The sequence below is a fragment of the uncultured Campylobacter sp. genome, from assembly GCF_938018035.1.
In the GTDB taxonomy this organism is placed as follows: domain Bacteria; phylum Campylobacterota; class Campylobacteria; order Campylobacterales; family Campylobacteraceae; genus Campylobacter_B.
In genome coordinates this window covers 1-6,301 of record NZ_CALIJF010000047.1, presented here as the reverse complement: position 1 = coordinate 6,301, position 6,301 = coordinate 1, and the positions used below count along the sequence as shown (strand labels likewise).

5 protein-coding genes are annotated in these 6,301 nt (G+C 33.4%); all 5 read right to left on the bottom strand.

Features of this window, described 5'->3' with window-relative positions; all coding sequences use genetic code 11:
• Window positions 1-110 precede the first annotated feature (110 nt).
• The gene (locus Q0257_RS01570; RefSeq protein ID WP_298020719.1) at window positions 111-2,195 is read right to left on the bottom strand and encodes an alginate lyase family protein; all 2,085 of its coding nucleotides are present in this window, start codon (window positions 2,193-2,195) and stop codon (window positions 111-113) included.
• Window positions 2,195-3,598 (bottom strand): hypothetical protein, encoded by a 1,404-nt coding sequence (locus tag Q0257_RS01565; protein WP_298020716.1) that lies wholly within the window; start codon window positions 3,596-3,598, stop codon window positions 2,195-2,197. Before Q0257_RS01565 ends, Q0257_RS01570 begins: the two co-directional genes overlap by 1 nt.
• Window positions 3,591-4,289 carry a class I SAM-dependent methyltransferase gene (locus tag Q0257_RS01560; RefSeq protein WP_298020713.1) on the bottom strand — a complete coding sequence of 233 codons (699 nt, stop codon included), beginning with the start codon at window positions 4,287-4,289 and terminating at the stop codon, window positions 3,591-3,593. The genes Q0257_RS01565 and Q0257_RS01560 overlap by 8 nt, the downstream gene beginning before the upstream one ends.
• A complete protein-coding gene (locus Q0257_RS01555; RefSeq protein WP_298020710.1) occupies window positions 4,279-5,382 on the bottom strand; it encodes a hypothetical protein in 1,104 nt (367 codons plus the stop codon). The genes Q0257_RS01560 and Q0257_RS01555 overlap by 11 nt, the downstream gene beginning before the upstream one ends.
• Window positions 5,383-5,462: 80 nt before the next feature.
• The coding region (locus tag Q0257_RS01550; RefSeq protein ID WP_298020707.1) for a glycosyltransferase at window positions 5,463-6,301 on the bottom strand (839 nt) is incomplete at its 5' end.

Here is a 6,301-nt window from a genome sequence, read left to right as displayed (position 1 = left end):
TTGAGATAAAAAGCACCTCATACCCTAGCTTTTCAAACGCTCTGGCATAGTGATGACTGCCGACCTGAAACGGCGAAGTATAGTAATTCGCAACGGCCATTAAAACTTTTTTAGACATTTTTCATCAACTTCCCATATCCATTTGAATATAACTCAAATTTACTATAATAAAATTCTCTATTTGCCATATCGATAATCTCCAGCCTGCCCTCTTTTACCTCAAATTTTCTAATAATTTTTGCGCCCTTGTATTCTGCAGCGAGGCTTATAAAATTTTCTCCAAAATCCGCCACTTCGCATCTGCATTCCGCAAACATTCCAAATAATCCGATCGCCCCTTCGCCCCAACTATTTTGTTCCAAATCGCCTATAATCGGCACGTTGTGCGCTCTGACGCTTCGAAATTCATTTCTTCTGCTAGGGATCGGAGTATAAAGATAGGTGCCGGGATCTCTTGCTATATCCAGCCCGTCTATCCACAGCTCGTAGCCTAGCTTATCGTTGTGCGTGTGTCCGCCGTGGCCATTCTGTCCAAGCGGCGTAGCGCAGATAGCGAGGTAAAAATTACCTGATTTAAAAATAAAAATTCCGCTATCCGGATAAAATATATTTTTGATCTCTTGCGAATTTGGAATTTTAAATTCCATACTTTTTCGGTGCGGCAATTCACCGAATTTCACGCCCGAAGCGACCTGGCTTTTGTATGTTTTATCGCCTACTTGCAGCGTGCGCCCAGCAAGCGAGCGGATAAAGCTCCTCTCAAAGCAAAAACAGTTTTTAAATATCTCATCGTCAAAAATCCCGCCCATGCAGCTAATTAGCGTGGAATGGTTTAAGATATTTTCGTCCCAAAACGGCTCGTTGCCGCCCTCAAAGCCGCTTAAATTTAGATATTTTCGCGCGGCTTGTTCGCTACTCAAGAACTCGCCGTTTGGGCTAAATTTAAAAAACCTGCCGCTGTCGTTATCGCCGAATTGCGGCACTTCGCCGTTTGGTTTTGTAATGTCCGCGGTAAATCTGCCGATTTTATACAGCCTGTCCATGAACCACTGCGGCAGCGCTATTTGTTCGTTTAAAATTTTAAATTCCTGCTCCTCCGGCGGCAAGAGTTTCGGCTTTTTGCGCCAAAGCTTTGCGTCGTAATTTTTTAACGATGAAATTTTTTCGCTTTTTAAACCCAGTATCAGAGCTGTAACATACGCCATTAGCTCGCCGCTTAAGCGGTGATAGCTCGTAGAGCTCTCGAAATTTCCGCCGTCTTCGTAAAATTCCTTTTTCATTTCGCAGATTATCTCTTGTACGGCAAACGCCAGCCATGCGTCCATCTCGCCGCTGCCGTCTAGATACGCGCAAGCTTGCAGCAAACCCGCGATATCGCTTAGATAGTGATTTGACGTAAGATGCGGCGAATACTCCAGATTATTTACGATATGAAGCGCATGCTCGTAGACGCTATTTGAAAAGGTCTGCTTGAAATTTTGATCCAAAATTCCGCCCTCATCCATCTGGCAAAACATATCGTAAGCCGCCAGCATATTGGCGACCCTGATACCCACGTCCATCGTGCAGGTCCAATTTACGCCCATTCTAGGCGGATTGTTGCGGATAAAATCTAAAATTTGGTTTTTAAATTCTTTTAAATTTTGCTCTTTTAAGCTCGGATTCGCCATCGCAAAAATAGCAAGCTGCGGCAAGTGCTGAAATCTCGCAAGCTCCCACGGCACTTTTATATCGCTACCGGGCTTATGGGCTATGCGCTGATCTTTGTACCATTTTTTTTCATCCCAGCGAAAGCCGCTTTTAAAATCCTTTTGCCAATCAATCAGCTCGTAGCCCTCTAGCGCGTTTGCGGGCGCGGTGACGTTCATATCGTATTTGTAGCCCTCAAGCCCGAGCGCCGCGCTATCATAGCTATTTTTTACCCAGCCGCTACCGAGCAGATCAAATTTATGTTCAATGTACATTTTAGATAGATATTTTGCGGCATCCGGATCGATATTTGACAGGTCGAGCTCTTTTATATTTATGTAGCTATTTTTTATGATCGGAATGTTAAAATTTATGTGAGTATTTTTATTTATAAGATCAATGCAGCGATTAATAAAGTTATTTAAAAAAACAGTTATTTTGTTAAATAAATTTATTAAAACTATGCGAAATGGAGTAGAATATAGTCGCTTTAGATAATATAACATTATGCTTCCCCTATACGCGGACAGCTTTTGTATTCTTTGATTGCCCTAATAGCCAACCAGCTATAAAAAATCAGAGTTAATAGAAATAATAAAACTTCCGATAGCATGTCAAATATTTTAAAGATATAAATTATACTAGGAAAGAATAAAAATAACAAATAATAAAAATACCCTAAAAATAATTTTGGATATATTTTTTTGGAAACTATCATATATACAACGAATCTAAAAAATGAAATAACCGCTATACAATATATAAAGAAGTAAAATTCAAAATAATATGCACAAAACAAAAGAGAAGATACGCTTAGCGCTCCTACAAATATCTCCAAATAAGAAAAATAATGACTTTTCCCAGAAATCTGGATATTTAATTCAAGAATTCTCGAAATCAATGTGCAATATCCGCTGAATAAAAATATGAATAGGAAGTGCTGATACTCTATATATTTCTCTCCCGCAAATATATATACGACATAATATGAGCCCAAAATAAAAATGCACATCATAAATCCATATCCGTTAAAAATTATATTAAGCATCATCTTATAGATTCCGATAAAATTCTTTTCCTTATAAAATTTAAGGACTCTCTGAGAAAAAACTATATAAAGCGGATCGAACATAATATAAATAGTTGATGCGATTTTTTGATAAACCGAAAAAATTCCATTAAATTCTCTATTTAAAAAAACTTTATCAATGATAAATTGCGGGCTTAATGATGATAGGTATGACCCGACAATACCGGGCGCAATTTTTATGGAAAATAAAAAGGAATTCCTTGTAATATGATAATTTACGCCAAATAGCCAACCTTTAATAAAAAAGCTAAAATAACTAACCAGGGAGACAACTGTGCTAGAAAACAACATAGCATATATTATATCGATCGCACTACCCTCCATATCGTAACTTTTTATAATAAAATAAAATATAATTGTTAAGAGTATCTTACCAATTATAATTATTCCATATTGCATATCCTTTTCTTCTAACCTTTTTTGATACTGTATAAGATATATCAGGCTATCAGAAAACGATAAAATAGCCAAAGCAATAAAAATTTTCCAACTCAATAAATTAAAAGAATTTATAATACACAATAACAATATGCCCATAATTACATGAGAAAGAAATGTAACATTAACGATACCGCAAAATAGCTTATATTTGGATTCTTCTGTATAATATTCGTAGTAATATCTTGCATATCCCGATTTAAATTCGAGAGATAGCAAAAAAGATAAAAATACGTATATGGTCATATAAAGTCCATATACACCCATATCATTCATGCTTAAGGTATGGGCGATATATGAAAAAAATAGTACCGATAAAATTTTTTCAATCATTAAGAAAATAGCATATAAAGATATTGTCTTAATAAATTTTTTAAGCATTCTCTACTTTCTTAAAAACGTAGAAATACCCCAAGGAATTATTTTTATATTTGTTTTTAAATACCTTTAATCTACCTATTAAATCTAAAAGTCTAAAAATTACGTTTATCGGTAAGTAAAATATAGGACCCAAAATGGGTTCTATCCTGAGACTACTTAGTGTATTTCGTATAATTGATATAAAACAAAAGCCTACGTTTGCAAAGTCTCCGCCATACGTATCATATCTTATAAGTTCCAAATTTACTTCTTTTGCTAGCTTAATCATGGCATTTGGAGCAAATCTAAAAAAATCAAAGGGGGGATTATGTATGCTTGCATTTTGCGCCTCAAGAGCGAAATAATACCCACCATCTTTAAGCACTCTTGAAATTTCATAAAAAGTCTTCTTAATATAAAAAGAATCATCTAAAACAAAAACTGTCATAATTGCATCAAAACTAGAATTATCACAAGGGATATTTTCAGAGCTACCTATTATATCCGGATTTGCATATTCGCATTCACACACATCAAGACCTACGTAATCGGATTTTTTTAGTAATTTCTTATATGGTTTTTTCCCGCAACCTATATCTAAAATTTTATACTTAGAATCAAAAAAAGAATCTATTGTCGCTATATATTTTATAACGTCTTTTAACAAAAATCTATATCCGGTAATCAGAGAAAAATGCCTATCAAAATACACCCTTATGCTCCTTATATACTCCTTCAACCAAATCATTAAAAAGCCATCTATTATTTTTCATAAAGCCTTCATAAATTTCTTTAGTTTGTATATTTTGTAAATATCTATTATCTGAGATAAATGTTAGAAACATTTTCCAATCGCCTTTGTATTTTATTTCAAACACTCCATTTCCTACATCTAAAATATCGGTATTATTATAGCTTTCATAATAACCCGCACATTCGCTAAAAGTAGCATACCAAACATCTTTATTTCTTAGATATCCAAAAAGAAAATCTAAAGAATTTATGTCATCATAAACATTTGGTGTTTGCCTCTTTCCATCTGGTCTAGCATTCATAAAATGCTCCGCTATACTAATCACATATCTACTTTTCATCATTTTTTCTATCTTTACGATATTTAGCAAGTGCTTAATTTTACTTTTTATTGCATTTCCTCCATATATAAAAGCATCGCCGCTTATATTTGACGGCATTTCTATAATTTTATCATCGCCATACTTCAAAGAAATATTATTGGTAAAAGGCTTAAAGTCAAAGGACCACCAACGAAATTTTAAGTCAATTAGTCCTCCAACCAAATCTTCTCTAAAACTATAGCATGGAGTTCTTCCTCCTAAAATTTGGTAGCCAAATGTTTTTTTGAAAAGATCTAAATCATTTTTTATAATATTAAAATACTCACCCGGAGAATACTGCTCAAATTCTCTACACCATTTTCTATCCATCAATGTAGCATTGGAATATCCATGATTATGTCCATGGTATGCTATCTCATCAGATCTATCTAGAATGGTTTGCAATAATCTTAAAAAGCCATCATTTTTATATATAGTATCGGTTTTGGCGCCATCAAGATATGCCGAGCTAGGTCCCATAACTAAAAAATATGTAACTCTAATTTCTGGGTATTTTTTTAATAGATAATTCATAAAATAATCATATATGCCATTATTATTTAGCCCAAGATAGCCGCAATCGCACTGTTCTCTTAGGAAACGCGAATGGCATATTGAATTTGTAATATCATCTATCCCCAATATGATAGGACAAATTTTATCTAGAAACCATTTTGCTTTATCAATCATGATATTTATCCATCCTTAATATAATAAAATTAATATTTTAAATAAGTAACTATTAATCAATAACCAAGTCCTTATAAAATTTACATTGCATCCAAAACCCTTTTTGTTTTATCGCACAGATCATCTAAATTTCTATTTTTAAACAAAATTGTTCCCTCTGGCCTATCACATACATCGCTTGCTATCGCAGGACATCCAAAATATAAGGCTTCTGCAATACTAACACCATACCCATCGGTATTCGTAGGTCTTATCATTAGACTAGCCTTTTTAAATATAGGCCAAAGCTCTTTTTGCCCAGTCAGAAAATAAAAATTTTCCTCTAAATTTAACTCTTTTATACGCAGATGCATTTTATCTATATACTCCGTATTAACCTTTTCATTTGCTAGCGCAAAAATAAACCCTAAATTTGGATAGACATTTTTTAGCTTAGCCGTAAGTTCTATACACATATCAAGTCCGTATAAGTCGGTATTTTTATAAAAAACCAAACTAGACGCATTCGCTACCAATAACTTATCTTTTTTTGATATAAAATCGAAAATTTCTTGCGGATAGGTTTTTAATATGCTTTCTTCATCACACAATATAGGTGGTAAAAAAGCATTTTTTACTATGATTTTATCATTTTGTAGCCCTAAATCAAGTAAGAATTTTACAAGATGAGGACCTACTACCTGTATATATTCTGATTTAAAAATGGCATTTTTTAATAAAAATTTCATTATAAAATTACTATTTTTATAACTATTTTGCAAACCTTCTCCATGAGAAACTATAATATATTTATTTCCTCTAAATATTTTTGAAAAAAGCAATGCAATTCTTTTTACCATTGATGGAGAGTGATAAATAAAAGTTTTATCGCTATTTAAAAAAATTAATTTAATAAAATCGATCCTATTAATATTATTTT

What these genes read in the sequence shown, in the direction of transcription:
- Q0257_RS01570 (WP_298020719.1), bottom strand. Translation starts at nt 2,195, where the DNA reads ATGTTATATTATCTAAAGCGACTATATTCTACTCCATTTCGCATAGTT.
- Q0257_RS01565 (WP_298020716.1), bottom strand. Translation starts at nt 3,598, where the DNA reads ATGCTTAAAAAATTTATTAAGACAATATCTTTATATGCTATTTTCTTA.
- Q0257_RS01555 (WP_298020710.1), bottom strand. Translation starts at nt 5,382, where the DNA reads ATGATTGATAAAGCAAAATGGTTTCTAGATAAAATTTGTCCTATCATA.